This is a genomic window from Nocardioides sp. P4_G4, assembly GCF_056401085.1.
Genome location: NZ_JBFUKA010000070.1, coordinates 1 through 25,178 on the forward strand (window position 1 = coordinate 1; position 25,178 = coordinate 25,178).

General features: G+C 72.4%; 27 protein-coding genes, 1 tRNA gene and 1 pseudogene. 14 read left to right on the forward strand and 15 right to left on the reverse strand.

Translation table 11 applies throughout. The annotated features are described in order from the left end of the window. The coding region (locus AC1DQF_RS15965; RefSeq protein ID WP_477526208.1) for an MDR family MFS transporter at positions 1–1,422 on the forward strand (1,422 nt) is incomplete at its 5' end. Next, complete coding sequence (locus AC1DQF_RS15970) at positions 1,419–1,862, forward strand: MarR family winged helix-turn-helix transcriptional regulator (RefSeq protein ID WP_477526209.1); 444 nt, start codon at positions 1,419–1,421, stop codon at positions 1,860–1,862. The genes AC1DQF_RS15965 and AC1DQF_RS15970, both read left to right, overlap by 4 nt. Before the next feature lie 139 nt (positions 1,863–2,001). Here AC1DQF_RS15970 and AC1DQF_RS15975 read toward each other — a convergent pair whose 3' ends face one another. Both AC1DQF_RS15975 and AC1DQF_RS15980 read right to left on the reverse strand, forming a co-directional pair. After that, positions 2,002–3,609: a glycoside hydrolase family 13 protein gene (locus tag AC1DQF_RS15975; RefSeq protein WP_477526210.1), complete on the reverse strand. Its 1,608-nt coding sequence runs from the start codon at positions 3,607–3,609 to the stop codon at positions 2,002–2,004. 33 nt (positions 3,610–3,642) lie between these two features. Continuing rightward, positions 3,643–4,434: a hotdog family protein gene (locus AC1DQF_RS15980; RefSeq protein WP_477526211.1), complete on the reverse strand. Its 792-nt coding sequence runs from the start codon at positions 4,432–4,434 to the stop codon at positions 3,643–3,645. A gap of 69 nt (positions 4,435–4,503) precedes the next feature. Here AC1DQF_RS15980 and AC1DQF_RS15985 point away from each other — a divergent pair, with 69 nt between their 5' ends. Beyond that, on the forward strand, positions 4,504–5,190 hold the full coding sequence (locus tag AC1DQF_RS15985; protein WP_477526212.1) for an iron-dependent transcriptional repressor DtxR: 687 nt from the start codon (positions 4,504–4,506) through the stop codon (positions 5,188–5,190). Positions 5,191–5,196: 6 nt separating this feature from the next. Here the strand turns inward: AC1DQF_RS15985 and AC1DQF_RS15990 are convergent, their stop codons facing one another. The 3 genes from AC1DQF_RS15990 to AC1DQF_RS16000 are packed head-to-tail and all read right to left on the reverse strand — an operon-like array spanning position 5,197 to position 8,280. After that, complete coding sequence (locus tag AC1DQF_RS15990; RefSeq protein WP_477526213.1) at positions 5,197–6,057, reverse strand: Sir2 family NAD-dependent protein deacetylase; 861 nt, start codon at positions 6,055–6,057, stop codon at positions 5,197–5,199. Beyond that, the gene (locus AC1DQF_RS15995) at positions 6,054–6,320 is read right to left on the reverse strand and encodes a DUF2277 domain-containing protein (protein ID WP_457205556.1); all 267 of its coding nucleotides are present in this window, start codon (positions 6,318–6,320) and stop codon (positions 6,054–6,056) included. The genes AC1DQF_RS15990 and AC1DQF_RS15995 overlap by 4 nt, the downstream gene beginning before the upstream one ends. Positions 6,321–6,360: 40 nt before the next feature. After that, entirely contained in the window at positions 6,361–8,280 is a 1,920-nt protein-coding gene (locus tag AC1DQF_RS16000; protein WP_477526214.1) for a beta-propeller domain-containing protein, read from the reverse strand. 55 nt (positions 8,281–8,335) lie between these two features. Between AC1DQF_RS16000 and AC1DQF_RS16005 the strand changes: the two genes are divergently transcribed. Continuing rightward, positions 8,336–9,520 (forward strand): saccharopine dehydrogenase family protein, encoded by a 1,185-nt coding sequence (locus tag AC1DQF_RS16005; RefSeq protein WP_477526215.1) that lies wholly within the window; start codon positions 8,336–8,338, stop codon positions 9,518–9,520. Positions 9,521–9,524: 4 nt separating this feature from the next. Here AC1DQF_RS16005 and AC1DQF_RS16010 read toward each other — a convergent pair whose 3' ends face one another. The 6 genes from AC1DQF_RS16010 to AC1DQF_RS16035 all read right to left on the reverse strand — a co-directional run bounded on the left by AC1DQF_RS16010 (position 9,525) and on the right by AC1DQF_RS16035 (position 14,032). Next, positions 9,525–10,034, reverse strand: coding sequence for an SRPBCC domain-containing protein (locus tag AC1DQF_RS16010; RefSeq protein WP_477526216.1), 510 nt, complete (start codon positions 10,032–10,034; stop codon positions 9,525–9,527). Continuing rightward, a complete protein-coding gene (locus AC1DQF_RS16015) occupies positions 10,031–10,357 on the reverse strand; it encodes an ArsR/SmtB family transcription factor (RefSeq protein WP_477526217.1) in 327 nt (108 codons plus the stop codon). The genes AC1DQF_RS16010 and AC1DQF_RS16015 overlap by 4 nt, the downstream gene beginning before the upstream one ends. A gap of 252 nt (positions 10,358–10,609) precedes the next feature. After that, positions 10,610–10,682: transfer RNA gene (locus AC1DQF_RS16020), tRNA-Arg, on the reverse strand. Between the two features lie 134 nt (positions 10,683–10,816). Then, a complete protein-coding gene (locus AC1DQF_RS16025) occupies positions 10,817–11,743 on the reverse strand; it encodes a PAS domain S-box protein (RefSeq protein WP_477526218.1) in 927 nt (308 codons plus the stop codon). Between the two features lie 85 nt (positions 11,744–11,828). Next, the gene (locus tag AC1DQF_RS16030; RefSeq protein ID WP_477526219.1) at positions 11,829–12,203 is read right to left on the reverse strand and encodes an ANTAR domain-containing protein; all 375 of its coding nucleotides are present in this window, start codon (positions 12,201–12,203) and stop codon (positions 11,829–11,831) included. Positions 12,204–12,436: 233 nt separating this feature from the next. Next, positions 12,437–14,032: a sulfatase family protein gene (locus AC1DQF_RS16035; RefSeq protein WP_477526220.1), complete on the reverse strand. Its 1,596-nt coding sequence runs from the start codon at positions 14,030–14,032 to the stop codon at positions 12,437–12,439. Between the two features lie 174 nt (positions 14,033–14,206). On the opposite strand from AC1DQF_RS16035, the gene AC1DQF_RS16040 reads away from it, so the two are divergent. Both AC1DQF_RS16040 and AC1DQF_RS16045 read left to right on the forward strand, forming a co-directional pair. Continuing rightward, a complete protein-coding gene (locus AC1DQF_RS16040; RefSeq protein ID WP_477526221.1) occupies positions 14,207–15,457 on the forward strand; it encodes an LCP family protein in 1,251 nt (416 codons plus the stop codon). Then, complete coding sequence (locus tag AC1DQF_RS16045) at positions 15,454–15,681, forward strand: hypothetical protein (RefSeq protein ID WP_477526222.1); 228 nt, start codon at positions 15,454–15,456, stop codon at positions 15,679–15,681. Before AC1DQF_RS16040 ends, AC1DQF_RS16045 begins: the two co-directional genes overlap by 4 nt. A gap of 45 nt (positions 15,682–15,726) precedes the next feature. Here the strand turns inward: AC1DQF_RS16045 and AC1DQF_RS16050 are convergent, their stop codons facing one another. Together AC1DQF_RS16050 and AC1DQF_RS16055 are read right to left on the reverse strand one after the other, a co-directional pair. Further along, complete coding sequence (locus AC1DQF_RS16050) at positions 15,727–16,080, reverse strand: MscL family protein (protein WP_477526223.1); 354 nt, start codon at positions 16,078–16,080, stop codon at positions 15,727–15,729. 59 nt (positions 16,081–16,139) lie between these two features. Further along, on the reverse strand, positions 16,140–16,781 hold the full coding sequence (locus AC1DQF_RS16055) for an SAF domain-containing protein (protein ID WP_477526224.1): 642 nt from the start codon (positions 16,779–16,781) through the stop codon (positions 16,140–16,142). An 81-nt stretch (positions 16,782–16,862) separates the two neighbouring features. Here AC1DQF_RS16055 and AC1DQF_RS16060 point away from each other — a divergent pair, with 81 nt between their 5' ends. Beyond that, positions 16,863–17,084: a hypothetical protein gene (locus AC1DQF_RS16060; protein WP_477526233.1), complete on the forward strand. Its 222-nt coding sequence runs from the start codon at positions 16,863–16,865 to the stop codon at positions 17,082–17,084. A 62-nt stretch (positions 17,085–17,146) separates the two neighbouring features. On the opposite strand, the pseudogene AC1DQF_RS16065 reads toward AC1DQF_RS16060, so the two are convergent. Then, positions 17,147–17,239, reverse strand: a pseudogene (locus AC1DQF_RS16065) (FmdB family zinc ribbon protein); the annotation flags it as partial. 118 nt (positions 17,240–17,357) lie between these two features. On the opposite strand from AC1DQF_RS16065, the gene AC1DQF_RS16070 reads away from it, so the two are divergent. Beyond that, positions 17,358–19,979 (forward strand): penicillin acylase family protein, encoded by a 2,622-nt coding sequence (locus AC1DQF_RS16070; protein ID WP_477526225.1) that lies wholly within the window; start codon positions 17,358–17,360, stop codon positions 19,977–19,979. Between the two features lie 26 nt (positions 19,980–20,005). Here AC1DQF_RS16070 and AC1DQF_RS16075 read toward each other — a convergent pair whose 3' ends face one another. Then, the gene (locus AC1DQF_RS16075; RefSeq protein WP_477526226.1) at positions 20,006–20,608 is read right to left on the reverse strand and encodes a 5-formyltetrahydrofolate cyclo-ligase; all 603 of its coding nucleotides are present in this window, start codon (positions 20,606–20,608) and stop codon (positions 20,006–20,008) included. Between the two features lie 22 nt (positions 20,609–20,630). Between AC1DQF_RS16075 and AC1DQF_RS16080 the strand changes: the two genes are divergently transcribed. The 6 genes from AC1DQF_RS16080 to AC1DQF_RS16105 form a co-directional block, all read left to right on the forward strand. After that, positions 20,631–22,028: a UTP--glucose-1-phosphate uridylyltransferase gene (locus AC1DQF_RS16080; protein ID WP_477526227.1), complete on the forward strand. Its 1,398-nt coding sequence runs from the start codon at positions 20,631–20,633 to the stop codon at positions 22,026–22,028. Beyond that, positions 22,021–23,250: a molybdotransferase-like divisome protein Glp gene (gene glp, locus AC1DQF_RS16085; RefSeq protein WP_477526228.1), complete on the forward strand. Its 1,230-nt coding sequence runs from the start codon at positions 22,021–22,023 to the stop codon at positions 23,248–23,250. Before AC1DQF_RS16080 ends, glp begins: the two co-directional genes overlap by 8 nt. Continuing rightward, positions 23,250–23,726 carry a cyclic pyranopterin monophosphate synthase MoaC gene (moaC, locus tag AC1DQF_RS16090; RefSeq protein WP_477526229.1) on the forward strand — a complete coding sequence of 159 codons (477 nt, stop codon included), beginning with the start codon at positions 23,250–23,252 and terminating at the stop codon, positions 23,724–23,726. The genes glp and moaC overlap by 1 nt, the downstream gene beginning before the upstream one ends. Next, on the forward strand, positions 23,723–24,208 hold the full coding sequence (locus AC1DQF_RS16095; protein WP_477526230.1) for a MogA/MoaB family molybdenum cofactor biosynthesis protein: 486 nt from the start codon (positions 23,723–23,725) through the stop codon (positions 24,206–24,208). Before moaC ends, AC1DQF_RS16095 begins: the two co-directional genes overlap by 4 nt. After that, complete coding sequence (locus AC1DQF_RS16100; protein ID WP_477526231.1) at positions 24,205–24,789, forward strand: GNAT family N-acetyltransferase; 585 nt, start codon at positions 24,205–24,207, stop codon at positions 24,787–24,789. The genes AC1DQF_RS16095 and AC1DQF_RS16100 overlap by 4 nt, the downstream gene beginning before the upstream one ends. Positions 24,790–24,878: 89 nt before the next feature. Further along, the coding region (locus AC1DQF_RS16105) for a hypothetical protein (protein WP_477526232.1) at positions 24,879–25,178 on the forward strand (300 nt) is incomplete at its 3' end.

Here is a 25,178-nt window from a genome sequence, read left to right on the forward strand (position 1 = left end):
GGCTACACCTGGATCGTCGTCGCCACCATGCTCGCGATGACCGCGACCACCCCGATCTGGGGCAAGCTGGCCGACCTGTTCGACAAGAAGGTGCTGGTCCAGTCGGCCCTGGTGATCTTCTCGATCGGCTCGCTCATCGCCGGCTTCGCGCCCTCGATGGAGGTCCTCATCGGTGCTCGCGTCGTCCAGGGCCTCGGCGTCGGCGGCCTCACCGCCCTCGTGCAGGTCGTCATCGCCTCGATGGTCTCCCCGCGAGAGCGCGGTCGCTACTCCGGCTACATCGGCGCCGTCTTCGCCATCGCGACGGTCAGCGGTCCGCTCGTCGGCGGCGTGCTGGTCGACACCGTCGGCTGGGAGTGGTGCTTCTTCGCCGGACTGCCGGTGGCCCTGCTCGCCTTCGTGGTGCTGCAGAAGACGCTGCGCCTGCCCGTCGTCAAGCGCGAGGTGTCGATCGACTACCTCGGGGCGATCCTGCTCGTCGGCGGTGTCTCCCTGCTGCTCGTGTGGGTCTCCCTGGGCGGTCAGCAGTTCGACTGGATCTCCACCACCAGCAGCCTCCTGCTCGCCGGCTCGCTGCTCGTCGTCGCCGCGGCCATCTATGTCGAGGCCAGGGTCGCCACGGACCCGGTGGTCCCGCTGCGGCTGTTCAAGGACCGGACCCTGACCCTGGCCACCATCGCCTCGGTGCTGATCGGTGTCGCCATGTTCGGGTCCACCGTCTACCTGAGCCTGTACTTCCAGCGCGCCAAGGCGATGAGCCCGACCGAGGCCGGCCTGATGTCGGTCTGCATGGTCGGCGGGCTGCTGGTCTCCAGCATCCTGAGCGGCCGCATCATCACCCGGACCGGCGTGTGGAAGCGCTGGCTGGTCGGCGGGATGGTCCTGGTCATCGCCGGCATCGGCCTGCTCTCGACCATCGACGCCGACACCCCGCTGACCCACACGGGTCTCTTCATGGCCGTCCTGGGCCTGGGCCTGGGCGCCACCATGCAGAACCTGGTCCTGGCCGTGCAGAACACCACCGCCCTGGCCGACATGGGTGCCGCCTCCTCGGTGGTGGCGTTCTTCCGCTCGCTGGGCGGCTCGGCGGGGATCGCGGTGCTCGGTGCCGTGCTGGCGCACCAGGTGGCCGACGCGGTGGCGGCCGGGATCGCGCCGATCCTGCGGGCCAACCCCGAGCTGGCTCGCCGATTCGGCAACCAGGATGGAGGCGTTCCCGACCTGTCGACGCTGCCCGAGCCGATCCGACTCATCGTCGAGAGCGCCTACGGCGACGCGACCGGCCACATCTTCCTGGTGGCCCTGCCCTTCGCGATCGGTGCGCTGGTGGCGGTGCTGCTCATCAAGGAGGTGCCGCTGCGCACCACCCTGGATGCCGAGGTCGCCGCCGCCCCCGAGGCTGTCGCGGCGCTCGATCGATGACCGACCGCATCCGCACCTTGCACGCCCTCGAGCAGGAGGTCGGGATCCTGATGCGACGGGTACGGCGGGCGCTCACCGAGCGCGCCGCGCTCGTCCACCCGTCCCTGCAGCCCTCGTCGTACGTCATGCTCGCCCACCTCATCGAGGCCGGACCGCGCCGCTCGGCCGACATCGCGGAGAAGTTCGACCTGGACAAGGGTGCGGTGTCGCGCCAGGTGCAGCACCTCGTCGAGCTCGGGCTGGTGGAACGCACTCCTGACCCGGCCGACGGACGGGCCACCATCCTGACGGCCACGGCCGAGGCCAAGGACCGGGTGGATGCCGTGAGCAAGATCCGGATCGTCGAGCTGGACGCCCGGCTGGCGGAGTGGAGCTCGGAGGACCTCGAGGAGCTGGTCCGCCGGTTCGCCCGCTACAACGAGACGCTCGGTCAACCCTGATCCACGACCGGATGATGCACGAGCGCTGATCGACGCTGCTGAGTCCCGACAYGCACGCAGGACGGCCCGCCCCCTCGCTGGGGGCGGGCCGTTCGTCGGTCGACGGCGTCGCTCGGCCGTCAGTGGCGGTGCGTGGGACTCAGCCGAGCCACACGCAGGTGTCCGCCGGCAGCACGTCGGTGACCGGCCCGCTGCTGGCCAGGACCCGGCCCTCGGGGAGCGGGACGTCGGTGGTCCCGCAGTTGAGCAGGACGCGCAGGGTGCCGCGGTGGAGCTCGAGCAGGTCGCCGGTCGCCCGGGCGAGGGTGACCTCGTCACCCGCGGGGAGGGCGTGCGCCCGCCGGGCCGCGAGGGCGGCGCGGTAGAACTCGAGGGTCGAGCCCTTCACGCCGGTCTGCGCCTCGACCGTGAGGCCCTTGAACTCGTCGGGCTGCGGGATCCACGGCTGGGCGTCGCCCGGGCCGAAGCCGAAGGGGGCCGAGTCGCCGCTCCACGGGATCGGCACCCGGCAGCCGTCGCGCCCGACCTCGCCGGTGCGGAACCACGACGGGTCCTGCCGGTCCTCGGGGGCGACGTCGACCTGCTCGAGGCCGAGCTCCTCGCCCTGGTAGAGGTAGGAGGAGCCGGGCAGCGCCAGCATCGCCAGGGTGGCCGCGCGGGCGCGGGCCAGGCCCTGCTCCCCGCCGCCGTAGCGGGTGACGTGGCGTACGACGTCGTGGTTGCTCAGCACCCACGTCGGCGAGGCGCCGACGGGGGCGACCGCCGCGAGCGTGTCGACGACGACCTCGCGGAAGGACTCAGCCGACCAGTCGGCCAGCAGCCAGGCGAAGTTGAACGCCTGGTCGAGCTCGTCGGGGCGCACGAAGGCGGCCATCGACTCGGGGGTCTGCGTCCACGCCTCGGCCACGGCCATCCGGTCCGCGCCCACGCTGTCGAGGACGGCGCTCCAGCGACGGTAGACGTCGTGCACCTCGGGCTGGTCCCACATCGGCTCGTCCTTGAGCTCGCGGGAGACCATCGAGGAGTCGGAGTTGACCGCACCGGAGGTGGGCCGCTCGCCGCTCGCGACCACCTGGTCGCGCAGCGACTCCTCCTTGTAGAGGCCGTGGGCGACGTCGACGCGGAAGCCGTCCACGCCCTTGTCCAGCCAGAAGCGCAGGACGTCCTCGAACATGTCGCCGACCTCGGGGTTGCGCCAGTCGAGGTCGGGCTGGGTGGAGTCGAAGAGGTGGAGGTACCACTGGCCGTCCTCGACGCGGGTCCAGGCCGGGCCGCCGAAGACGGACTCCCAGTTGTTGGGCGGCAGGCTCCCATCGGGGCCCGAACCCTCGCGGAACATGTAGCGCGCGCGCTCCGGGCTGCCCGGACCGGCGGCCAGCGCGGCCCGGAACCAGACGTGCTCGTCGGAGGTGTGGTTGGGCACCAGGTCGACGATGACGCGCAGGTCGAGCTCGTGGGCCCGGGCGACCATGGTGTCGGCGTCGGCGAGCGAGCCGAACAGCGGGTCGACGTCGGTGTAGTCGGCGACGTCGTACCCGTGGTCGTGCTGGGGGGAGGTGTAGAACGGCGTGATCCACAGGGCGTCGACGCCCAGGTCCTTGAGGTAGGGCAGGCGCGAGGTGATGCCGGGCAGGTCGCCGATCCCGTCGCCGTCACTGTCGGCGAAGCTCCGGACGTAGACCTGGTAGACGACGGCGTCGCGCCACCACGTGGCGTCGCCCTGGATTGGATCGTTAAAATCAGCCATGCGCCCCATTCTTGCGAGCCGTCGGGGGTGGGGTCAATCCGAGGGACGTCGGCCGCCGAAGAGCGCGGGGTCGACGGCGATCCAGATGTGCTCGGCCGTCGCCACCACCCGGCCGTCGGAGTCGTGCAGCGTGGACGCGGTGAAGGTCTTGCGACCCTCCTGCCCGCGCTTGGCCCCGACCACGACGTGCTCCTCGCCGATGACGGGCAGCGTGTCGATGCGGGCGGTCATCCGCCCGAGCACCATCAGCCGCTCGGTGAGGTCGCCCGCCCAGCCGCCGATGCAGTCGAGAGCGGCCCACGTGGCGGCCACCGAGGCGCGCGGAGCCTGGTCGGCGTAGGTGTGGAAGTCCTCGCTGACGCTGGCGTGCGGCGTCCACGTCGTGGCCACCCGCTGGTCCTCGTGCCCGGCGGCGACGTGCCCGGGGAAGATCCGTAGTCCGTCGCCCTCCTCGCGCCCGGTCCCGCAGGCGAAGCAGGTGGGGAAGGGGTGGAACGCATGTCCCGGGTACGCCGACCCGGCCGCGCGCGCCTCGTCCGGCTCGACGGCCTCGACCGGGGTCAGGGCGGCGTCGGGGGCGCACCGGGCGGTGGCGATCACCGCCCCGCCGAAGCTCGCCGTGGACGTCTCGTCGTCCCCGGCCACCACGTCCATCGCGGCGTCGAGCGGCGGCGGCTGACGCAGGGACACCTCGATGGGCGGCCACCGGTCGACGTGGTCGCCGGGCTCGCAGGCCAGGGTGGTGGCGAGGGCGCCAGCGGTCCAGCCGCCGTTGCCCGAGTCGGGCGGTCCGCAGAACCGCCGGGGGACGATGAGCTCGGTCACCCTCCTCACTGTGCCATCTCGGGGGGCGGCGCAGGTCTTGGGAAACGATGCATGGGACACAATGACGGCGTGAGCGACCTGATCGACACCACCGAGATGTACCTCCGCACGATCTTCGAGCTCGTGGAGGAGGGCATCGTCCCGCTGCGCGCCCGGATCGCCGAGCGGCTCCACCAGAGCGGGCCGACGGTCTCCCAGACGGTCGCCCGGATGGAGCGCGACGGCCTGCTCACCGTGGAGGGCGACCGGCACCTGCAGCTGACCGAGGAGGGCCTGCGCCTGGCCACCCGGGTGATGCGCAAGCACCGCCTCGCCGAGCGCCTGCTGACCGACGTCATCGGCCTCGACTGGGAGCTCGTGCACGCCGAGGCCTGCCGCTGGGAGCACGTGATGTCCGAGACCGTCGAGCGACGCCTCGTCGAGCTGCTCGACCACCCCACGGAGTCGCCGTACGGCAACCCCATCCCGGGCCTCGACGAGCTCGGCGAGAGCGCGCTGGGGGAGGGCTTCATGGAGGGCGTCGAGCCGCTGTCCGCGGTCGCCGGCCCCGAGGACGCACGCGTGCTGGTGCGCCGCATCTCGGAGGAGATGCAGAAGGACGAGGACCTGATGAGCACCCTGCGTCGCGTGGGGGCCGTGCCCGACAAGACCGTCATCGTCGCGGCCACCGCCGAGGGCATCCTGGTCGGCTCCGGCGGCGAGACCGCCGAGGTCGTGCTCGAGGCGGCCGAGCACATCTTCGTCCGCCGCCTCTGACGCGCGTCAGCCCCGCCGGTCCGCGAGCGCGGTGAGGAACTCGCTGCACCCGACGCCGAGCGTGTACGTCGCGTGCTCGTCGCCGCGCGTCGTGCCCCGGTTGACGATGACGACGGGCGTGCCCGCGCGGGCGGCCCGCTTGACGAAGCGGAGCCCGCTCATCACGGTCAGCGACGAGCCGGCCACGAGCACGGCACCCTCCTCGCCGAGGGCGTCCACGGCCGCGTAGCACCGGGCGACGCGGTCGGCGGGGACGTTCTCGCCGAAGAAGACCACGTGCGGCTTGAGCGGGCCGCCGCAGTCGTCGCAGCCGGGCACCACGAAGCCGTCGGTCTCCTCGAGCTCGACGTCGCCGTCGGGTCGCATGGCCGCCGCGGCGTGCTCGGCCAGCCAGCCGGCGTTGAGCTCGGCCAGGCGCTGCTGGAGCGCAGTACGCGGGCTGACCTCGCGACAGCCGAGGCACACCACCTCGGACACCCGCCCGTGCAGGGCCACGACGTCACGAGAGCCGGCGGCCTCGTGGAGGCCGTCGACATTCTGGGTGATGAGCAGCCCGGGGTCGAGGCGAGCCATCGCCCGGTGCCCGGCGTTGGGCTCGGCGTGCCCCATCCGGGCCCACCCGAGGTGACTGCGCGCCCAGTAGCGCTGCTGCGGACCCGGGCCGGCGACGAACTCCTGGTAGGTCATCGGCATCCGCACGGGCGCACCGGGCCCGCGGTAGTCGGGGATCCCGGAGTCGGTCGAGAGACCGGCGCCGGTCAGCGCGACGAGCGGGCGCTCGGCGAGGAAGTCGAGCACCTCCTCCGTGCGGTCCTCGGCCCGGCGGTCGGTGTGTCCTTCGACCTCGAGGTCGGCGCGCAGGCTCACGCGTAGCGCGCCTGGGCCCGGGCCCGCGCCTTGGTGGCCTCGACCTCGCGGTCCTTGGGTGGCGCCGTCGTCACCAGGTCGTCCAGCAGGTGCTGGGTGATGTGGGCGATCTCGCGCACCGCCGCGTGGAAGGCCGCCTCGTTGGCCTGCGACGGCTTGGTGGTGCCGGCGACCTTGCGGACGTACTGCAGGGCGGCGGCCGTGACCTCGTCGCGCGTGGCGGGCGGCTCGAAGTTGTTGAGGGGGCGGATGTTGCGGCACATGCCCCCCAGAGTAGGTCGCGCCCCGCGGGTTGAGGAGGGCCTACAGGGCGAAGAACGAGACCCCGTCGCCGGCCACCAGCACGACCCGGCCGTCGGGCAGCGGGACGAGCCGCACCTCGGCCAGCGCGTCGCTCGTCCTGCTGCCGGACGACACCTCGACCATCTCGTTGCGGATCCGGTCACCGCCGAGGCGCAGGACCGACACCCATGCGGGGCCACCGGACCAGCCCTCGGAGATCACCGTGAGCGCGATCCGCTGGCCCGGCAGCCAGGTGAACTGCCGCGGGTCGGTGCCCGCGCCGGCCACCGAGAAGGACGGGTAGGAGACGGCGTCGAGACGCTCGGGAGCGGTCAGGTCGGTGACGTCGAAGAGCGCGGCCTGCGCACCGCGGACCATCCCGTCGGGCGAGGCGTCCTGGCCGATGCCGAGCAGCCGCCGCCCGCCGAGCGGGTGGAGGTACTCGCTGTAGCCGGGGATCGTGAGCTCGCCCATGAGGCGCGGCGCGGCCGGGTCGCTGAGGTCCACGGCGTACAGCGGGTCGACCTGGCGGAAGGTCACCACCAGGGCGAGGTCGTCGAACCAGCGGACGGACGTGATGTCCTCGCCGACGCCGAGCCCGTCCGCCCGGCCCACCTCGACGAGGCCTGCGCCGTCCTCGCGCAGCGTCACGACCGAGGTGGAGGGACGCGAGCCGGTGCCGTTCTGCGAGGACGTGCCCACGGCGACCCGCACCGTGCCGTGGGCGAAGTCCATGGCCCAGCGGTCGCGGACCGTCCCCTCCACCTCGCCACCCGCGACGAAGGTCGTGCCCGCGCCGTCGAGGGCGAAGGCATAGAGGTCGGTGGTGCCGTCGCCGAGGATGCCGGGGACCGGGACGGGTTCGCAGCGGTCGGGGCAGGTCGGCACCCCCGCCGCCCACCAGCCCGGCGTCGAGGCGGTCGCCAGGTACAGGCGGTCCTCGGAGATGTACGACGTCGCGGCGTCGGCGGCCAGGGCCGTCGTGAGCGTGGCGTCGAGGGGGTCCGGGGCGGTGGGCCGGAAGGCGACGACGGTCGTGGTGCCCAGGTCTGCGCCGTCGTCGGTCGGGACGGCGACGTCGGCACAGTCGACGACCGGCTCGCCGTCGGCGGTGGGGAGCCAGTCCGCGAGGGTCGAGCCGCGCACGACCTGGCGGTTGTGCTCGAGGGCCCCGCGCTGGTCCTGGCCCGGCTCGGGCTGCACGAAGTCGAGGGCCGGCCGGTAGGTGCGCAGGACGAGGCGTACGACGTCGTCCCCGTCACTGCCGTGCAGGCGCGCGGCCGTGAGCTCGGCGTCGTAGTCGGTGGTGTCCAGCACCTGCGGGGCGCCCGGGTCGCTGACGTCCAGCACGACGACCCGGGTGCCCGGCGCCGCCTCGTACGTGCCGGTGCCGCTCCCGGCGACGGAGCCGAGGGCGACGACGCGGTCCCCGGACACCAGGAGCTCGCCGTCGCGCAGGCCGGCGAGGGTGAGCGAGGAGAGCAACCGCGGCTCGGTGCCCGAGACGTCGTGGACGGTGAGCACCTCGTCACGGATGCGGAGCAGGAGGTCGCCCGCGACCTTGACGACGTCGGGCTCGTCGACGCCGGCCTCCTGCACGTTGGTGCCGGACCCGGTGCTGGACGACCGGGTGGTCGTGGGGAGCGGTGCGCCGGCGGCGCTCTCGGAGCGCGCGCTGCCCATCGCGTCGAACATGACGATCGGGCCCGAGTCCCAGCCGTAGGGGCCGACCTGGGCGACGCCGCGCTCGACGTACTGCGCGAGCAGGTCCTCGCAGGACGTGGCCGGTCGCATGCTCGCGGCCGCGAGGCGGAGCTCGGAGGTGGGGCGGGTGGTGACGTCGGTCCCGGGACGTCCGGGGCCGGCCACCGCCAGGGTGGTGAGGACCGTGCCGGCGACCAGGGCCACCAGCCCCAGCACCACCGAGATCCACTTGGTCATGTCCGTGAGACGCCGCCTCGTGCGCGGGGGTTCCGGCACCTGTTTGGATGGCGGCATGACTGATGCGCGCAGCGGCGACCGTGACTTCGACATCGTGCTCTTCGGCGCGACCGGCTTCACCGGCAGGCTGACCGCGGAGTACCTCGCGCGGAACGCCCCCGACGGCCTGCGGTGGGCGCTCGCCGGGCGCAACCGCGACAAGCTCGAGGAGGTCCGGGCCCACCTGGTGACCCTGGCGCCGGAGCTCGGTGAGCTCGAGCTCCTGCACGCCGACGTGACGGACCCGACCAGCCTCGCCGACGTCGCGACGCGAGCCCGCGTCGTCATCACGACCGTCGGGCCCTACCTCGCGTACGGCGAGCCGCTCGTCGCCGCCTGCGCCGACGCCGGCACCGACTACGTCGACCTCACCGGGGAGCCGGAGTTCGTCGACAGGATGTACCTGCGCCACCACCAGGCCGCCGTCCGCACCGGCTCGCGCCTCGTGCACGCGTGCGGCTTCGACTCCGTCCCCCACGACCTCGGCGCGCTCTGGACCGTGCAGCAGCTCCCCTCCGACGCCCCGATCACCCTGCGCGGCGTCGTCCGCTCCGGCGGGATGGCGTCCGGCGGCACCATCCACTCGGCCCTCGAGCAGTTCGCCCGGGCCCGGAGGATGAGGGAGGCGTACGGCGCCCGGCGCCGCGCCGAGGGGAAGCCRGCCGACGGTCGACGGTCGCGCCCCGTCTCGGGCAAGCCGCACAAGGACCCGGTCCTCGGCTACTGGCTGCTGCCGCTCCCGACCATCGACCCGATCGTCGTCGCCCGCAGCGGCGCCGCCCTCGCGGCGTACGGTCCCGACTTCCGCTACTCCCACTACGCCGGGACCAAGACGATCCGGTACGCCGCCGGCGGCGCGGTCGGCGTCGGGGCCCTGGCCCTGGCCGCCCAGGTCGGTCCGCTGCGCCGGTTCCTGCTCGGCAAGGTCGCGCAGGGGGAGGGCCCGGACGAGGCGCGCCGCGACAAGTCGTGGTTCACCGTCGACTTCGTCGGCCAGGGTGGCGGTCGCACCGTGCACACCCGTGTCTCGGGCGGCGACCCCGGCTACACCGAGACCTCGATGATGCTCGCCGAGTCCGCGCTGTGCCTCGCGCTCGACGACAACCCGACCACCGCCGGGCAGGTCACCACCGCACAGGCGATGGGGGAGAACCTCCTCGCCCGCGTCCAGGCCGGCGGGTTGAGGTTCGAGACGCTCTGACGGGCTAGGTGAGGTCGGCGGCCAGCGCCTGGAAGGTGGGGTGCAGCTCCTGCCAGCGGGCCCTCGCGTCGCACGGCCCGCGACCGGCGAGGTAGGCGACGAGGTCCTCGACGTGGATCTGGTCGCCGGCCCCGTAGGCCGCGATCTGCTCGAGGGGCACGCCGCGGTCCTCGATGACCAGGACGGTGTGGTCGCCGTCGGCGGTCAGGCTCACCTCGACGACGCCGTCCGGCTCGTCGGGACTCCGCGTCAGGATCCGCAGTCGGTGGGGCGGCTCGCACGTGTCCACACGACAGGTGCCCTCCCAGCCGCTGGCGAACCAGTGCGCACGGAACTCCCCGCCCTGTGCCAGCTCGCCCTCGACCTCGCCGAGCCAGCGGGCGAGACGCGCGGGGTCGGTGAGGGCCGACCACAGGTCGTCGACGTCGGTGTCGAAGCGTTCCTCGAGGTGCACGACGCCGTGGCCGCCCTCGGCTCGGAGGGCGCGGACGCTGCCGGGTGTGCTGGTGGTCATCGGGTGCTCCTTCGGTCGCGCTTGCCGCGAGCTATCTCGGTGTGCAGGGCATCGAGGCGCTGTTCCCACCGCGCCAGGTTCCGGTCCAGCCAGTCGTCAACCTCTTCGAGCGGCTGCGCGCGCAGGCTGTAGACGCGCCGTTGGGCGTCCTGGCGGACCTCCACCAGGCCCGCCTCCCGCAGCACCCGCAGGTGCCGGGAGACACCGGGGCGCGCGATCGGCAGGAGCGCGGCCAGCTCGCCGGCGGTGGCCGGGCCACCCGTGAGGGCTTCCAGCATCGTCCGCCGGCTGTCGTCGGCGAGCGCCTTCAGGACGGCTTCCATGGTTTGTTTGTACCGTGGCGGTTACGTACCCGTCAAGGTACATAGTGCTTCGTCGTCGATCTGCTGCGCTCGAGCAAGGACAGCAAAGGGGGGAGGTGGGCGTGCTTGAAGCGCACGGAAGTGCCCGGTCGGTGTGTATTTAGCGCCAGGAAGCGCACGGAAGTGCCAGGTCGTGCTCGCCCGGCCGGGAAACGACGAGGACCGGACCCCGTGACGGATCCGGTCCTCGCTGATCCCGAGGGGATCGATCGGTGCCCCAGGCAAGAGTCGAACTTGCGACCTTTCGCTTAGGAGGCGGCTGCTCTATCCACTGAGCTACTGGGGCGCGCCACCGGCAGCGTAGACAACATCCGCCGGCAATCGTCATTTTGTCAGCAGACGGTGGACGTGACGAACGCGGGCCCCGTGACGCGGGTGCCCCGTCCGATGCCACCGTCCTGCCGCGGATCGACCCGGTGCTCAGGTCGCGGACGGCGGCGCGACGAGCGGCTCTCCCTCCACGACGCGCTGGCACACGTCGTGGACCGTCAGGTGGTGCGACCGTGCGTAGGTCCGCAGGGAGGCGAACGCGTCGTCCGGGGTGACCCCGTCGCGGCCGACGAGATAGCCCTTGGCGAGCTCGATCACGAGCCGCGACTGGAAGGCGGTCTCGAGCTGCCTGGCCCGCAGCTCGGCCTGCTCCATGGCCACCCGGGTGGGGCTGGGGCGCAGGTTGCACACGACGCCGCGCACCATCGGGTCGTCGAGGAGGTTGGTGAACGCGGCCTCGGCCCACCTCCAGTCGTGCCAGGCCTTCACCCGGATCTCGGCGGGAGGGTGCACGCCCGGGCGGGACACGACGTCCTGCAACAGGGTCGCCAGGGCGGGGCGGTCCTCCTCGTGGAGCAGGGGGACGATCGAGGTGCCGAGGAGGGAGTCCTCCTCCCATCCGAACAGCAGCTCCACGGCGGGGCTCGAGTAGATGATGATGGCGTCACTGCGCAGCACGAGTGCCGCATCGGTCGAGCGTTCGAGGAGGGGTCGCAGGGCGGAGCCGAGGTTGGTGGAGACGCCGATGATCCCGATCAGGGCTCCGTCCCGGTAGATGCCCGAGTCGGTCACCAGCGCGGGAAACATGCTGCCGTCCTTGCGCCGCACGGGAAACCCGCCGGACCAGGAGACCCCGTCGCGCAGCGCCGCCATGATGTCGGCGCCGACCTGCTGGGCCACGTCGGGGATCGCCAGGGTCGCTATGTTGCGACCGAGCGCCTCCTGCGCCGTCCAGCCGTAGAGCAGCTCGGCGGCCGGGTTCCAGTAGACGACCACTCCGGCCGGGTCGGTCGTGATGACGGCCTGCCCGAGGGACTCGAGCTGCTCTGCGGTGGTGATGGGCTGGTCGCTGGCCATGGGTACACGGTGCCCCACGGGGAGCCCGCGACGGCAGGGCCGAAAGGCCGTGGCCGTCGGGACGTCCATTCTCGGATGGGATCTGCTAGGGGCTGCTCACCGCCCGGGCGGCGTGCACGGCCGACGCGTAGCGCCACTGTCGGGCGGCCGCCGCGGCGGTGGTGGGGGCGGCGCGCAGGGTCACGGTCGGGGCGGGCTCCGGTGCCTCGGCGATGTCGGGGGCGATGTCGGAGCGGAGGCGGTGCTCGAGCCAGCGCACCACGCCGCGGTTCTCGGGGGTGACCCGGCCCTGGCAGATGCCCTTGACGAGGGCGTGGGCCAGGTCGGGGACCGTGACGTGCGCCTCGTGCGCCCACCGGGCGACGGCGGCGAGAGCCTCGCAGGAGCTGACGCCGTACCGGAGCATGATGGCGCCCTTGGCCTGCTCCACGACGGCGCGGTCCGATGCGGTGTCAGTCATGTCGCACCTCCCGCCCGATCGGGCCGACGACGGGGAACGGTGCGTGCAGAAGCGAGTCGGATCGAGAGCATGATCACTCCAGGTCGGTACGTCTCGTGCCACCGGGGTCTGGGGTGGGGCTCCCGGATGATCGGGAGCCAGATGCTGAAGCCGAACGTAGCAGCGGCGCCCCGGGGCGACAAGGGCCGTCGGGGACGACTCGTCCCAGCCTGCGGCGGTCCCGGTCGTGGGGCTCAGCGGCGAGGCGCGGGCACCGTGCCGAAGTGCCGGTTGCAGCCGTTGCCCGCGCAATCCCCGAGGGCTCGGAGGCGACGCTCGAGCTCGCGGCGCACGGGTCCGTAGCGCTTCGACAGGATGAGGTTGCGCAGCTCGTACGGGTCGCGCTCATGGTCGTAGAGGAAGCCGTCACGCATCCCGTTGTTGACGCGACGTCCGTACGCGTAGCGCCCGGTCAGCACGCCCCGGTAGGTCCACCCCGGGTCGCGCACGTCGGTGGCCTTGCCGCCCGTCTGGATCAGCATCGTGTCGCGGTGGTGGGTGGCCCTGCCGCCGAGGAGCGTGTCGGAGAAGTCCTCGCCGTCGAGCGTGGAGTCGGGGGAGAGGCCCATCAGCGAGGAGAGCGTCGCGGTGAGGTCGACCAGGGAGACGAGGCGGTCGGACGTCCGACCGGCCGGGACGCCGGGGCCACGGATGACCAGTGGGACGTCGAGGATCTCGTCGGAGAGCCGGTCCTTGCCGGTGTAGCGGTGCTCACCCAGTGCGTAGCCGTTGTCGCTCGTGAAGACGATGTAGGTGTTGTCGAGCTCGCCGGTCTCGCGCAGGGTGTCCATGAGGTGCTTGACGGCGTCATCGACGGACAGCAGCGACCGGATGCGCGCCAGGTTGAGCGTCGTCATCTCCGAGCGCGGCAGCTTGCTGCGGCCCCGGACGATCATCTCCTTGTCGCGCATGTCGGCCTCGTTGAAGCTCGGCGCCCTGAACGACGCCGGCTTCAGGCCGGCGAGTGCGCGCTTGTACATGCGCGCCACCTTGGGTGGACGGCCACCGCGGTCGCCGTCGCCGTCACCGCGGGCCGAGCGCGGCATCCAGATGTGGGGGGCGACGTGGTTGGCCATGACCATGTACGGCGTGGGGCCGGCCCAGCGCTCGAGGTCGGACACGGTGCGCTCGTCGAGACGCGTGGTGACGTAGTCGTTGCGGTAGGACGTGCCGCCGAAGAAGTCGAAGTTGGCGTAGTCGGTGGCCGGCTCGAGGAGGATGTCGAAGTTGGTCCACCCCGGGTCGGCGGGCGCGTCCGGGTCGAAGTGGTTGAGGTGCTTGCCGTGCAGCGCGGTGCGGTAGCCCTGGTCCTGGGCCCACGTGGCGATCGTCGAGCTGGGGTCGAAGGCCTGCCACCCGCCGTACGGGCCGGAGTTGTGGTGCACGCCGTTGTTCTGCGCGTACTGCCCGGACAGGATCTCGGCGCGGGCCGGGCAGCACAGCGGGTGCGGCGACTGTGCGGAGCGGAACGTCATGCCCCGGTCGACCAGCAGCTTGCGCACGTGCGGGAGGTGGCGCAGGTCGTCGGTGCGCATGTCGTCGGTCAGCACCATGACCACGTTGGGCCGCTCGGCGACGGACGTGCCGCGACCGGCGGCCGTGGCCGTGCCCGGGAAGGGCGACCCGGAACCGGTCGTCGCCGCCCCGGCGGACGACTCTGGACGGGGGTCGGTATCCGGGCTGGCGAACGGGCTCGCGACCGGCGCGAGCATGGCAAGGCCCACCACGGCGACGACGAGGGCCAGTGGCAGGCGGAGCCGACGGACGAGCCGGCGGAGGTGGTGCAGCACGACGAGCGGTCCCTGGGGCCGAGGACTGGTGGACCGCGACATCCTGTCACGGGCCGGTGATGACGAATTGGCGGAGCCAGCCACTACGGTGACAATTTGCCGGTGTCGCGTAGTTTGCGATGTTGACCCGGGGTGCCGCTGCGGAGCCCCACCGACGAAGGTGTGGAAGTCACAGTGTCAGGAGCCCACGAGGCCGAGACCGAGTCCCACGCGCCCAAGCGCAAGGGCAAGGTCAAGCGCAAGCACACCGTCGGTCGAGTCGTCGCGGTCAGCGCCCTGGTGCTGGCCCTCGTCACCGCCCTCAGCGTCGTCTTCTTCTACCGCCACCTCAACGGCAACATCGACACCGAGTCGCTCTCGGTGCTGGGCGATGACCGCCCGGAGAAGATCTACAAGGGCAACGGCGAGCCGCTCAACATCCTGGTGATGGGCGACGACACCCGCTCCGGTGAGGGCAACGACATCGACAGCGAGGCCGGCGGGGGTGGGTCGGACACCACCATCCTGGTGCACCTCTCCGCCGACCGCACCCGTTCCTACGCGATCTCCATCCCGCGCGACTCGATCGTCGACCGCCCCGCGTGCGGCGACAGCAGCGCCGCCACCGACGAGAAGTGGAACGTGGCGTACACCGTCGGCGGTCCGCTGTGCACGGTGGCGCAGCTCGAGGCGAACACCGACGTCTTCATCGACCACTTCGTGGTGGTCGACTTCAACGGCTTCGGCGAGATGGTCGACGCCGTGGGCGGCGTCCCGGTCTGCGTCCCCGAGGACATCAAGGACCCCAAGCACCAGATCTTCGTCCCCGCCGGCGACCCCTCCGTGCTGACCGGGGACGAGGCCCTCGACTACGTCCGGGCGCGCTACATCGGCGAGCTCGCGCAGCAGAACGACATCAGCCGCATCCGTCGCCAGCAGGCCTTCATCGGCGCGCTGATCCGCGAGGTGAAGTCGGCCGGCACCCTCACCCGCCTCGACAAGGTGGTGCGCTTCCTCAATGCCGCCACCAGCTCGCTGACCACCGACACCGGGCTCGGCTCGGTGACGCGCATCGGCAAGATCGCCATGCAGCTGCAGAACATCGGCCTCGACGAGATCAAGTTCGTGACCGTCCCGACGGAGTACTTCCCGACCGACTCCGAGTTCCGCGGCAGCGTCTTCTGGACCGACGGCGCGGACAAGATCTGGCAGCTCATCAACGAGGACAAGCCGTTGCCGGCCTCCATGCTGGACGACGCCGTCTCCGCGGAGCCGCCGTCGACGTCGAGCGAGGCCCAGGGCGGGTCGGAGACCCCGTCGCCGTCGGAGACCGCCTCCCCCTCGGAGACCGCCTCCCCGTCGGAGACCGCCTCGCCCGAGGCGTCGCCGAGCGACACCCCGACCGCCGAGGAGCCGAAGGAGACCGTGCCGGGAGTGTGCGCGTGAGCGACCCCGACACCCCGGACACGGCGGACTCAGAGGTGGCCGGTGCGTCCGACGAGTCCGACCGGGCCGATGAGGCCGATGAGGCCGATGAGGCCGGCGCGGACGTGGACGAGCCTGAATGGGTACGCCGCCGGCGACTCGACGCCGTCTTCGGTGACGGCGCGCACGGCCAGGCGCTCGGCGACCGGTGGTACCGCGACCAGGTGCCCCCGCACCACGGCTGACCCTCGACCCACGCGTCCGTCCGGGACCGGGAGTCGTGCGGGAGGTCAGACCTGGCCGTTGCGCGCGCGCAGCAGGTCGCGGATCTCCTCGAGCAGGGCCACGTCGGCCGGGGTGCCGGTGTCCTCCGCCGGGAAGTAGCGCTCCTTGGCCTTGGTGTAGGGCAGCACGACGAGGAAGTAGACGACCGTCGCCAGGATCACGAACGCGATCAGGGCGTTGACGAAGAAGCCGAGGTCGCCCAGCTGCGTGCCGTCGAACAGGTCGTCGGTGGACGGGATGAGCGAGGTGAGCCACGCGGTGAAGGCGGTGACGACGGCCGCGAACGACGCCGCCATGATGAAGGCCACGGCCAGCTCGACGAGGTTGCCGCGCAGCAGGAAGTTCTTGAATCCGCTCATGGGGCGCTCCTTGCGTGACCCCGAGTCAGGAGTCGTGAGATGTCAGGACACGCAGGACGCTAGCGCGAGAACGACACCACGAGGAACTGCGTCACCGCCGCGAGCCCCACGTCGTCGGCCGCCGACGGACTGATCCCGAGCACCACGAGGCGCCCCGGGGGTGCCGCGGACCCGCCGGCCGGGTCGGAGGACCCGGAGGTCTGCGGCACGGCCAGCACCAGTGCGTCGTAGGCCAGCGGGGTGGCCCGTCCCGAGCCCGGGTCGGCGGCCATCAGGTCGAGATGGTCGCCGGGTCGGAGCAGCGCCACCACCCCGGCGTCGGGCAGGCGGACCGGCATCACGGTCAGGTCGGGGTGCGCCRCCGCCAGCCCGGCACCCACCAGCCGGACGTCGGTGACCGGCTCGCCGGCCGCCACCGGTGCCGCCAGCACCCGCCCGACGGGATCCTGGGCCAGACGGTGCGGCTCGGTCCCGGCTGCGAAGGCCATCGTCGTCAGGTCGTCGGCACCCACGATCGAGCCGGCGGCCAGGTCGCGTACGGCGACCGACACCTCCACGCTCGGCGGGGGCGGCCCGGCCCCCACCCGCAGCCCCACGAGCACCGCCACCGCGGCGCACAGCGCGGCGAGGGGTCGCCGACGGGCGAGCACGCGGCGGCGCAGGGTGCGCCAGCGGCGGCGTACGTCCTCGAGGGAAGCCATGCGCCGACGCTAGGCCGCGGCCGGGACCTCGAGCCCGGGCCGGGGGCGACCCAGGGGAGGGGTCAGCTCGAGGAGGAGCCTGTGGACGACGACTGGCCCGAACCGGACGACGAGGACCCAGACGACGACCCCGACGACGAGGAGCCGGTGCTGGACGAGCCCGACGACGCTCCCGAGGACGAGGAGCCCGACGACGAGCCCGAGCCCGACGACGAGCCTGAGTCGGAGGTCGAGCCGGAGGTCGACGTCGAGGAGCCCGAGGCCGCGCCGGACGTCGACGTGGAGCGGCTGTCGGTGCGGTAGAAGCCCGAGCCCTTGAAGACGACGCCGACGGCGTTGAAGACCTTGCGGAGCCGGCCGTCGCAGACGGGGCAGTGGGTCAGGGCGTCGTCGCTGAACTTCTGGACCTGGTCGAACGCGTGGCCGCACTCGGTGCAGAGGTACTGGTACGTGGGCATCGGGGACCTTCGTGACTACGGGGGATGCGATGGATCGGAACGACTGCGGCACGACACGTTGGCACTCGCCACCGTCGACTGCCAGTCGAGCCCCAGCGTACGGCACAATGCGTCCACGATGAGCGAGCAGCCCGCAGCCCCCGACACCGACCCCACGTGGTGGCAGATGTTCCGGTCCGCACCCCGTGGCATCCGTTGGGCGGCGTACGCCGTGACCGTGCTGGCGGCGCTGCTGGTCCTCATCCTGGCCGTCGCCACCGGGTTCGTGCTGCGCCCGGTGGCCGAGGTCGACGGCGAGGTCGAGGTCCCCGGCCTCGCGGGCGAGGTGGAGGTGGTCCGCGACGCCAACGGCATCGCGCAGGTCTACGCCGACACCGACGCCGACCTGATGCGTGCCCAGGGCTACGTCCACGCCCAGGAGCGCTTCTTCGAGATGGATGTGCGCCGGCACGTCACGAGCGGACGGCTCTCCGAGCTCTTCGGCTCCGACGGCCTCGAGACCGACAAGATGATCCGGACCATGGGCTGGCGCCGGGTCGCCGAGCGCGAGCTGGCCATCCTCGACACCGAGACCCGCGCGGCCCTCACGGCGTACGCCGAGGGCGTCAACGCCTACCTGGAGACGCACGGCACCACCGAGATCGCCGTCGAGTACACCCTGCTCGCCGCCACCGGTCTGTCCTACGAGCCCGAGCCGTGGACGCCCGTCGACTCCCTGGCCTGGCTCAAGGCGATGGCGTGGGACCTGCGCGGCAACATGACCGACGAGGTCGACCGGGTGGTGGCCAGCCTCGACCACACCCCCGAGGAGGTCGCCCAGCTCTACCCGGACTACCCCTTCGACGCGCACCCCCCGATCGTGGGCAGCGGCGGCGTGGTCGACGGGGTCTTCGAGCAGAACGCCTCCGGCAACGCGACCCGCAACCCCCGCCGGCCGGCGTACTCGCCCGAGATGGTGGACGCCCTCGAGGGCGTGCGGGACGCCGTGGCCGGCATCCCCGACCTGATGGGTCGCGGCGACGGCATCGGCTCCAACTCGTGGGTCGTCGACGGCGCGCACAGCGCTACCGGAGCGCCGCTGCTCGCCAACGACCCGCACCTCGGCGTGAGCATGCCCGGCATCTGGCTCCAGATGGGACTGCACTGTCGCCAGCTGTCCTCCGACTGCACCCTGGACTCGTCGGGGTTCACCTTCTCCGGCGTGCCCGGCGTGATCATCGGCCACAACGCCGACATCGCCTGGGGCTTCACCAACCTCGGTCCCGACGTCACCGACCTCTACCTGGAGAAGATCGAGGGGAGCAGCTGGATGCAGGACGGCGAGGGCAGGCCGCTCTCCGTCCGGACCGAGACGATCCACGTGCGTGGCGAGGACGACTTCGAGCTGCAGATCCGCGAGACCGCGCACGGCCCGCTCATCAGCGACGTCTCGCAGCAGTTCAGCTCGGTGGGCGCCAACGCGCCCATCGACGAGACGGATCCGACGGGTCGCGGCAACGGCTACGCCGTCGCGCTCGCGTGGACCGCGCTCGAGCCCGGCACCACAGCCGACGCCATCCTCGCGCTCAACCGGGCGAGCAACTGGGACGAGTTCCGCGCGGCCGCCGCAGACTTCGCCGTACCGGCACAGAACCTGGTGTACGCCGACCGCGAGGGCCACATCGGCTACCAGGCGCCGGGGCGGATCCCGATCCGCCAGTCCGGCAACGACGGCCGGATGCCCGCCGAGGGCTGGGTCTCCGCCAACGACTGGACCGGCGACGTCGTCCCCTTCGACGGCCTGCCGAGCGTGCTCGACCCCGAGGAGGGGTTCGTCGTCACGGCCAACCAGGCCGTCGTCGGCCCGGACTACCCCTACTTCCTCACCGACGACTGGGACCGCGGCTACCGGTCCACCCGGATCCGTCAGATGCTGGAGGAGGAGGGGGAGCTGTCGGTCGACGAGATGGCCCGCCTGCAGCTCGACACCACCAACCCGATGGCCGCGACCCTCGTGCCCTACCTCCTCGACGTGCAGGACCTGCCGAGCGAGTACTACCGCGACGGCCAGGAGCTGCTGTCCGACTGGGACTTCACCCAGCCCGCCGACAGTGCGGCGGCGGCCTACTACAACGTGGTGTGGAGCAACCTGCTTCGGCTGACCTTCCACGACGAGCTCCGGGAGGCCGTGTGGCCCGACGGCGGTGACCGCTGGTTCGGTGTCGTCGAGACCATGCTGGCCGACCCGGCCGGGCCCTGGTGGGACGACGTCGAGACGGACGCGACCGAGTCGCGCGACGACATGCTGCGCCAGGCGCTGATGGACGCCCGCGACGAGATGACGCGCCGCCAGGCGCTGGACCCGGGCGAGTGGTCGTGGGGTCACCTGCACCGGCTGGACCTGCACAGCTCGACGCTGGGGGAGTCCGGGATCGGGCCGGTCGAGCGACTCCTGAACCGCGACGGCTACGAGGTCGGCGGCGGGTCCAGCATCGTGGACGCGACCTCGTGGGACGCGACCGAGGGCTACGAGGTCACCTCGGCGCCCTCGATGCGGATGGTGGTCTCGCTGGCCGACCTGGACCGCTCCCGCTGGATCAACCTCACCGGCGTCTCGGGCCACCCCGGCTCCTCGCACTACGCCGACCAGACGCGCCTGTGGGTCGACGGGGAGACCCTGCCCTGGGCGTTCTCCCGGGACGCGGTCGAGGCGGCGGCGGAGGACACCATGACCCTCGTGCCCGCTCCCGAGGACGACTGACGCCCTCGTTCGTGTCCCTCCGGGGCTCAGCCGAGCGCGCGGACCCCGGTCGGCGTGATGGCGTGGGTGACCGGCCGGTCGTGCGCCTCCGTGGGGACGTCGAGCCCCACCTCGTCGTCGTGCAGCAGCACGGCCGTCGGGCGTCCGACGGCGCGTCCGAGCACCCGGTCGTAGCACCCGCCGCCCCGCCCCAGTCGGGCCCCGCCCGGCGACGCCGCCAACCCCGGCAGCAGCAGCACGTCGGCGTCCAGCACGGCGTCGACGCCGTGCAGCGGACCCGTCGGCTCGAGGAGGCCGAGGCGGGCGGGGGCCAGCGAGTCAGGTCCGGTGTACTCCGCCCAGTCCAGGTCGAGGTCCGGCAGCACGACGGGGACCAGCACGCGGTGGCCCGCCGAGCGCAGGCCCTCCAGGAGCAGTCCGGTGCCGGGCTCCGAACCCACCGAGACGTACGCCGCGACGGTGTGCGCGCGGCGTACGGGATCCCACGCCAGCGCGTGTGCCGCGATGGCCTCGCCGGAGGCCACCAGCTCGGGCAGCGGACGCGCCCGGCGGCTCGCGAGGAGCCGGCGCCGCAGGGTCGACTTCGCGTCGGCGACGTCCTCGGACGGGGGCTCGGGTGGTATCGGCACGAGATGAGCCTACGATCGCAGTATGGGTAGCAAAGGCCTCGAGCTCGCACGCGCCAAGATGCATCAGGCGGGAGTCGACCCGGTCGCCGTCGACACGTTCGCGCACTACTACCGGCTGCTCGAGCACGGTGAGACCGGGATGATCCCCGAGTCCACGATCGAGCCGCACGGCATGGAGGCGCTCGCCGATGTGGAGGTGTCCGACGACGTCGCCACCGAGGCGATCCGGAGCACCGCCGTCATCAAGCTCAACGGCGGCCTCGGCACCTCGATGGGCATGGACCGCGCCAAGTCGCTGCTGTGCGTGCGACGGGGTCTGAGCTTCCTCGACATCATCGCCCGCCAGGTGCTGCACCTGCGCTCGCAGCACGACGCGACGCTGCCGCTGCTCTTCATGAACTCGKTCCGCACCTCGGCCGACACGATGGCCGCGCTGGCGCGCTACGACGACCTCCCGGTCGAGGGGCTGCCGCTGGAGTTCCTGCAGAACAAGGAGCCCAAGCTGCTCGCCGCCGGGCTGCTGCCGGCCTCCTACCCGAAGGATCCCGACCTCGAGTGGTGCCCGCCCGGCCACGGCGACCTCTACACCGCGTTGCGCGGCTCGGGCCTGCTGGCCCGGCTGATCGAGGCGGGCTACCGCTACGCCTTCGTCTCCAACTCCGACAACCTCGGCGCCGTGCCGGACGCGCGCGTGGCGGGCTGGTTCGCCTCGACCGGTGCGCCGTTCGCGATCGAGGCCGTGCGGCGTACGGCCTCGGACCGCAAGGGCGGCCACTTCGCCAAGCGCAAGGCGGACGGTCGCATCGTGCTGCGGGAGTCGGCGCAGACACTGCCCGAGGACCTCGCGGCGCTGGCCGACCTGGAGGTGCACCGCTTCACCTCCACCAACAACCTGTGGTTCGACCTCCAGGCGATGAGCGACGCGCTCGACGCGCGGCAGGGAGTGCTCGGCCTGCCGCTGATCCGCAACGTCAAGCACCTCGACCCCGCCGACGCCTCCACGCCGGAGGTGATCCAGATCGAGACCGCGATGGGCGCGGCGATCGAGGTCTTCGAGGGTGCCCGCACCATCGAGGTCGGCCGCGACCGCTTCGTGCCGGTCAAGACGACCAACGACCTGCTGGTGCTGCGCTCCGACATCTACGACCTGGGCCGCGACTTCGTGCTCGACCAGGCCTCCGACGGGCTTCCCTACGTCGAGCTGGACGGCGAGTTCTACAAGCTCGTCGGCGACTTCGACAAGCGCTTCCCCGAGGGGGCTCCGTCGCTGCGCGAGGCCGACTCGCTCACCGTCGACGGGGACTTCACCTTCGGCCAGGGGGTGCGCGTGGTGGGCGAGGTCGCGCTCCAGTCGCCCTCCGCGCAGCGGGTCGCGCCCGGCACGGTGCTCCACGGCAACGAGGGATCCGCCGATGGCTGAGCTGCTGCCGGTCCCCGACCTCGTCGAGCGGATCGTGGCCTCGGTCTCTCCCCTCCCGGACTTCCCGCAGCCGCTCATGGACGCCCTCGGGCTGGCGGTCGCGGAGGACGTGCACGCACCCATCTCGCTGCCGAGCTTCGACAACTCCTCCATGGACGGGTACGCCGTCGTCCGCCGGGACGTCCTCACCGCCTCGCCCGACCAGCCGGTGCACCTGCCGGTGGTGGGCGAGATCGGTGCCGGCCGCGCGGACCTGATGGCCCTCTCGCCCGGCACCGCCGTCAAGATCATGACCGGGGCACCCGTGCCCCGCGGGTGCGACGCCGTGGTGCCCTACGAGTGGACCGACCGGGGCGTCGCCCAGGTGCGGATCACCCAGGTGCCCGCGGCCGGGCAGCACATCCGCACCCGCGGCGACGACGTCGAGGAGGGCGACCTCCTCATCGAGCACGGCACCGTCCTGGGGCCGCGCCACCTGGGGCTCCTCGCGGCGGTGGGCCGCGCCACGGTCCGGTGCCGCCCCCGCCCGCGGGTCGTGGTCATCTCGACCGGGTCCGAGCTGCGCGAGCCGGGAGCCCCGCTGGGCCACGACTCGATCTACGACGGCAACTCCTTCCTGCTCGCCGCCGCCGCGCGCACGGCCGGGGCGATCGCCTACCGCGTGGGCATCGTCCCCGACGACCCGCGGACCTTCACCGACGCGCTCGCCGACCAGCTCGTGCGGGCCGACCTCGTGGTGACCAGCGGCGGAGTGAGCCAGGGCGACTTCGACGTCGTCAAGGAGGCGCTCAGCCAGCTCGGCACCGTCTGGTTCGGCGGCGTGGCGATGCAGCCCGGCAAGCCGCAGGGCTTCGGCACCGTCGGCGAGGACGACACCCCGATCTTCACGCTGCCCGGCAACCCGGTGTCGGCGTACGTCTCCTTCGAGACCTTCGTGCTCCCCGCCATCCGCCGGATGATGGGCAAGACGCCCTACTCGCGCCCGCTCGCCCGCGCACGGCTCACGCACCCGATCAGCTCGCCCGAGGGCAAGCAGCAGATGGTGCGCGGTGCCTACGAGGTGGACCGCGGTGGGCCGTTCGTCGCCCCGGTCGGCGGCCACGGCTCGCACCTCATCGGCGACCTGGCGACGTCCAACGCCCTGATCGTGGTGCCGCCCGAGGTGACCGGCCTCAGCGCCGGTGACATGGTGCAGGTGCTCAAGCTCGACGAGGAGTTCTGATGGCCACCGGGGACCGACTCACCCACGTCGACGAGCACGGCGCCGCCCGCATGGTCGACGTGTCCGCCAAGGAGGTCACCGCGCGTACGGCGTCCGCGTCCGGTCGCGTGCTCGTCTCGCCCGCCGTCGTGGAGCTGCTGCGCGGGGCGGGGATGCCCAAGGGCGACACCCTCGCCGTGGCCCGGCTCGCCGGCATCATGGGCGCCAAGCAGACACCCTCGCTCATCCCGCTGTGCCACCCGCTGGCGCTCTCGTCGGTGACCGTCGACCTCGTCGTGGCCGACGACGCCGTCGAGATCCGCAGTGTCGTCGCGACCACCGACCGCACGGGCGTGGAGATGGAGGCCCTCACCGCGGTGTCGGTCGCCGCGCTCACCGTCGTCGACATGGTCAAGGCGGTGGACAAGGGCGCCGTCATCACCGACGTGCGCGTCGAGACCAAGACCGGCGGGCGCTCCGGGGAATGGTCGCGGTGAACGCCCAGCTCCCCGCGGCCGTCGTGGTCGCGTCCAACCGTGCCGCCGCCGGCGTCTACGAGGACACGACCGGCCCCGTCATCGTCGACTGGCTCGTCGAGCAGGGCTTCGCCTGCGCGGCCCCGGCCGTGGTGCCCGACGGCGACCCCGTCGGCGAGGCGATCCGCGCCGCCGTCGGGTCCGGGGCGCGGGTGGTGCTCACCACCGGCGGCACCGGCCTGACGCCGACCGACCGCACGCCCGAGGCGACCCGTCCGCTGCTCGACCGTGAGGTGCCCGGCATCGCCGAGGCGATCCGCGCCTACGGACTGCGGGCCGGTGTGCCGACCGCGATGCTCTCCCGCGGCCTGGCGGGCGTGGCCGGGCACTGCCTGGTCGTCAACCTGCCCGGCTCGCGCGGCGGCGTACGCGACGCCCTCGCGGTGCTGGAGCCGGTGCTGCGGCACGCGGTGGAGCAGGTCGTCGGGAGCGACCACCGGTGACCCCGGGGTGGCCGGCACGGCTCGTCCACGGCGACGTGGTGGTCCGGCCCCTCGAGGCCGGCGACAGCGCCCAGTGGCGCGAGCTCCGCAGCCGCAACGCCGACTGGCTGCGGCCGTGGGACGCCACCATGCCGCCGGGCAGCGGCAAGCGCGCCGGCAGCTACCGCCAGGTGGCCCGCCGGCTGCTGCGGCACGCCCGGCAGGGGCAGGCGATGCCGTTCGCGATCGAGGTGGACGGGGCCTTCGCCGGGCAGGTGACGGTCAACAACATCGTGCGCGGCTCGGCGCAGTTCGCCTCGATCGGCTACTGGCTGGGGCGCGAGTACGCCGGCCGGGGCATCATGCCGGCCGCGGTGGCGATGGTGGTGGACCACTGCTTCGTCGAGGTGGGCCTGCACCGCATCGAGATCTGCATCCGCCCGGAGAACTCCAACTCGCTGCGCGTCGTGGAGAAGCTCGGCATCCGCGAGATCGGCTACGCCCCGCTCTTCCTGCACATCGACGGGGACTGGCGCGACCACCGCATCTTCGCGATCACCGTCGAGGAATGCCCCGGATCGTTGCTCGGCCGGCTGTCCTGACGCACTTTTCCCACGAGTCACACCAGTTGTTTCGCGACACACCTGTAGACATCCGCCCCACGGTGTGCTGGCGAACCTAACCTCCACGTGTGGACCCGAGCGCACTGATCTTCGTCGCCCTGGCGGTGGCCTGGGCCGTCTATCTCATCCCCAAGGCGCTCCAGCACCATGACGAGGCGGTGCGGAGCCGCTCCGTCGAGCGCTTCTCGCACACGATGCGGGTGCTGGCCCGTCGCGAGCCCGTCGGCCGCCGTGGGGCGCGCCTGGTCGTGACTCCCGGTCGCGCCGCGTCGGGCTCGACCGTGTCGACCAAGGTCTCCACCCGCTCCACCGCTGCTGCTGCCGCCGCCGGTACGCCGGTGGCGGGCGCGCCGACGTCGTCCGCCCCC

Coding starts and splice junctions, on each gene's coding strand:
- AC1DQF_RS15970 (WP_477526209.1), top strand. CDS start 1,419: ATGACCGACCGCATCCGCACCTTGCACGCCCTCGAGCAGGAGGTCGGG.
- AC1DQF_RS15975 (WP_477526210.1), bottom strand. CDS start 3,609: ATGGCTGATTTTAACGATCCAATCCAGGGCGACGCCACGTGGTGGCGC.
- AC1DQF_RS15995 (WP_457205556.1), bottom strand. CDS start 6,320: ATGTGCCGCAACATCCGCCCCCTCAACAACTTCGAGCCGCCCGCCACG.
- AC1DQF_RS16000 (WP_477526214.1), bottom strand. CDS start 8,280: ATGACCAAGTGGATCTCGGTGGTGCTGGGGCTGGTGGCCCTGGTCGCC.
- AC1DQF_RS16010 (WP_477526216.1), bottom strand. CDS start 10,034: ATGACCACCAGCACACCCGGCAGCGTCCGCGCCCTCCGAGCCGAGGGC.
- AC1DQF_RS16015 (WP_477526217.1), bottom strand. CDS start 10,357: ATGGAAGCCGTCCTGAAGGCGCTCGCCGACGACAGCCGGCGGACGATG.
- AC1DQF_RS16025 (WP_477526218.1), bottom strand. CDS start 11,743: ATGGCCAGCGACCAGCCCATCACCACCGCAGAGCAGCTCGAGTCCCTC.
- AC1DQF_RS16030 (WP_477526219.1), bottom strand. CDS start 12,203: ATGACTGACACCGCATCGGACCGCGCCGTCGTGGAGCAGGCCAAGGGC.
- AC1DQF_RS16050 (WP_477526223.1), bottom strand. CDS start 16,080: ATGAGCGGATTCAAGAACTTCCTGCTGCGCGGCAACCTCGTCGAGCTG.
- AC1DQF_RS16070 (WP_477526225.1), top strand. CDS start 17,358: ATGAGCGAGCAGCCCGCAGCCCCCGACACCGACCCCACGTGGTGGCAG.
- glp (WP_477526228.1), top strand. CDS start 22,021: ATGGCTGAGCTGCTGCCGGTCCCCGACCTCGTCGAGCGGATCGTGGCC.
- moaC (WP_477526229.1), top strand. CDS start 23,250: ATGGCCACCGGGGACCGACTCACCCACGTCGACGAGCACGGCGCCGCC.